The sequence below is a fragment of the Streptomyces sp. NPDC060027 genome (assembly GCF_042737005.1).
Classification (GTDB): domain Bacteria; phylum Actinomycetota; class Actinomycetes; order Streptomycetales; family Streptomycetaceae; genus Streptomyces.
Window position 1 is genome coordinate 1 of the sequence record NZ_JBHWVI010000417.1, and the last position, 2,783, is coordinate 2,783.

Annotated in this window: 4 protein-coding genes and 1 pseudogene; 3 read left to right on the forward strand and 2 right to left on the reverse strand. The window is 70.4% G+C overall.

Features of this window, described 5'->3' with window-relative positions; genetic code table 11:
• The 3 genes and pseudogenes from ACFWBT_RS42515 to ACFWBT_RS42525 form a co-directional block, all read left to right on the forward strand.
• Positions 1-219, forward strand: a 219-nt coding sequence (locus ACFWBT_RS42515; protein WP_385710057.1) for a hypothetical protein, incomplete at its 5' end; no start/stop codon positions are given.
• Between the two features lie 312 nt (positions 220-531).
• Positions 532-954: a hypothetical protein gene (locus ACFWBT_RS42520; RefSeq protein WP_385710059.1), complete on the forward strand. Its 423-nt coding sequence runs from the start codon at positions 532-534 to the stop codon at positions 952-954.
• Between the two features lie 317 nt (positions 955-1,271).
• Positions 1,272-2,017, forward strand: a pseudogene (locus tag ACFWBT_RS42525) (IS5 family transposase).
• On the opposite strand, the gene ACFWBT_RS42530 reads toward ACFWBT_RS42525, so the two are convergent.
• Positions 1,983-2,465 (reverse strand): hypothetical protein, encoded by a 483-nt coding sequence (locus ACFWBT_RS42530; protein ID WP_385710061.1) that lies wholly within the window; start codon positions 2,463-2,465, stop codon positions 1,983-1,985. The pseudogene ACFWBT_RS42525 and the gene ACFWBT_RS42530 overlap by 35 nt on opposite strands.
• 126 nt (positions 2,466-2,591) lie before the next feature.
• Positions 2,592-2,783: hypothetical protein (locus ACFWBT_RS42535; RefSeq protein ID WP_385710063.1), on the reverse strand; the 192-nt coding region annotated here is incomplete at its 5' end.

The window sequence follows — 2,783 nt, forward strand, 5'->3', positions numbered from 1 at the left end:
GTCGGCCAGGGCTGGAACCGCTGCGCGGCAGAGGGCACAAGGGCCTCGGCGGCGGTGAACGCCGCGGCCGGGGCCGCCATGCCGGAGGCGTCCAAGAAGGCCGCGAACGGCCTGGGGCCGGTGCCCGGCTCACCGTGCGCCTCCCTGAGGACCTGCAGGGCCGTGTCCGCGCTGCCCGTACGGTCAGCGCGGACACGGTCGCGCGCGCCGTGGCCCTGAGGGGTGCCGGCCGGTTCGAGCGGCGGGCGCCATACCGGCCCGGACCGCGGAGGCGGAGGCGGATGCTCCGGCCGAACGGCGAGATCCCCCACACGTATGTGGCCTGGTTGTTCACTGCCGTTCAAAGCGTGGTGACGGGCGAGTGCACGCTGCGGCGTCTCGCCGGTCTGCCGGCGAACCCCTGGGCCAAGAAGTCGTTTCTCTACCGAACACGGTGGGCGTGAGTTCGAGTGTGACTGCCCGGCCGGGTGATCTTTCGGCGGTCTGGGTATCAAGCCAAGGGTGATCGGCGAGCGAGGGGGCGGACTTCGAATGGGGGCAGCGGACGAGCAGGACCTTGAGGACGGGGAAGGCTGGCTGACGAAGGCCGAAGTCCGGGAGATCTGGCCGCAGATCAGGCCGAGCAGCATCAGGGCCGTGGCGCGGGCCAACAGCGTACGTACCTCGGCTGCGCCCTCCCCGGACCTGACCCGCGAGCCGACCTACCACGCGGCCGACGTGCGCCACGTGGCCGCGCGGATCGCCCGGGGTGAGGCCGATGTCGCGCCCTGGCAGCGCGCCGACTCCGACGCTGCACGCGACGACGCCACACCCGACCCACCGGTTCGGCAGCCCGTCAGTTGGGGGCCCGAGAACGTGCCGGGGCTGATCCTGCTGGCAATCATCGTGGGGCTGATCCTCTGGGGCCTGACCTCTCCCGACAACCACGGCACAGTAACGGACTTCGTGCGCTGAGTGCGCTGACTAACGGTTGCTCTATCGATCTTGGGTGATCGTGAGTTCAAGTCTGCCGACTCGGTCGGACGATCTCCTGGTCGGCAGGGCATGAAAGTGGGGCCTCCCGTACAGCTCGTGGGTGTCGAATCCAGTCGAGCAACAGGAGGCCCCTGGTGCCGCAGTTTTCCGTCTCCGTGACATTGCCGTCCAACTCCGCGCCCCTGTCGTGTGATTGCCTCGCTCACCGGTTCGGGAACGCCGGGGACCGGCCGCACTGGCGTCCGAGGTACCCCTCGGACATGACCGACGCGGAGTGGGCAGTCGTGCGCGACGCGATGCCCGTGCCCGCCCGGCTGGAGGGAAGGGGCGGGCAGCCGGAGAGCTACTGCCACCGGCAGCTGGTCGACGCGGTGCGCTACCCGGTTGCGGGCGGCATTGCCTGGAGAGCGGTGCCTGCGGACTTCCCCGCACGGGACCGCGTCTACGCCTTCTTCCGGCGCTGGCGGGACAAGGGCCTGGTCGCCGAGTTCCACGACCGGCTGCGCGACCGGGTCCGCGAGGCGCCGGGCCGTGATCCGGAGCCGACCGCCGGGATCATCGACGCGCAGTCGGTGAAAGGGGCCGCGTCGGTGCCGGTTGCCAGCCGGGGGTTCGACGGCGGGAAGAAGGTGAACGGCCGCAAGAGGCACATCGTCGCGGACACCCTCGGGCTTCTGCTGGCCGTGATGGTCACCGCCGCATCCGTCACCGACCGCGAGGCCGGCCGGACGCTGCTGGAGCGGCTGCGGATGCGGCCTGGCGCATCTCGCTGGTGTGGGCCGACGGCGGCTACACCGGACGCCTGGTCGACCTCGCCCGCGATGTCCTGCGGATCGCGTTGACGGTGGTCAGACGCACCGACGACGCCACGGGCTTCGTGGTGCTGCCGAAAAGGTGGCTGGCGGAACGGACGTTCGCATGGCTGATGCACTCACGCCGCCTGGTCCGCGACTACGAGACCCGCACCGACACCTCCGAGACGATGATCCGGTGGTCGATGAGCATGGTCATGAGCCGCCGGCTCGCCCGGCGAGCACGCTGAACATCCCCGGACGTTCCTCGGCCATCCAGCCCCGCGCGGCCAGGCGCTTCACCTTCGACCGCACTCCCTCCACCTTCGCCGCTACCACCTCCAGACCCAAGGCCGCCGCGAGCTGCCGGCAGTCCATCTCCTCCCCGCTCCCCGCCAGGACCTCCACGAGCCGTTGGTAGTCCGGCGCCAGTGAGTCGAGAGCGAGCCCTTCCCTCCAGGCGGGAACCACCGAGCCGGGCACCGCCCCGGCGACCCGCGCAGGCCGTTCACCGGCCAACCCGGCCAGCGACGCCTCCTCGCCCACAGGAGGTTCTGCCAGGACTTCGGCCACCGTCTGACGGGCAATCACGAACCGCTCCCACGCGGCTTCCACCTCCTGGAGCTCGGCCTGCAGGACCTCCACCCGCTGCCGAGCAGCACGCTCGCGCTCCTCAAGCAGCCCCACCACCGACGGCATCCGGCACCTCCACCGAAGAGACGACACGACACCCCGCCTCTGCCACCGAGGCGCCGTCACTATGCCTGACCAGCGGAAACGCACCCGTCACTATCGGAAAGACAACGGCTGCCAAGGCGGCGGCCGTCAGGGCGGCGCTTCGTCGATCTCCGCGTAGAAGGCCGGACCGTCCCTCATCTCTTCGTCGTGCTCTTGGGCCCAGCGGGTGAAACTGGGCGTGGATTTGACTTCCTCCCCCTCCTGAAGGAGGGGGATTCCTACGGCTCGCGCCGTGGGGTTTCCTGCTTCGTCGCCGACTGCCCGCCCGGAGTGCTCCGT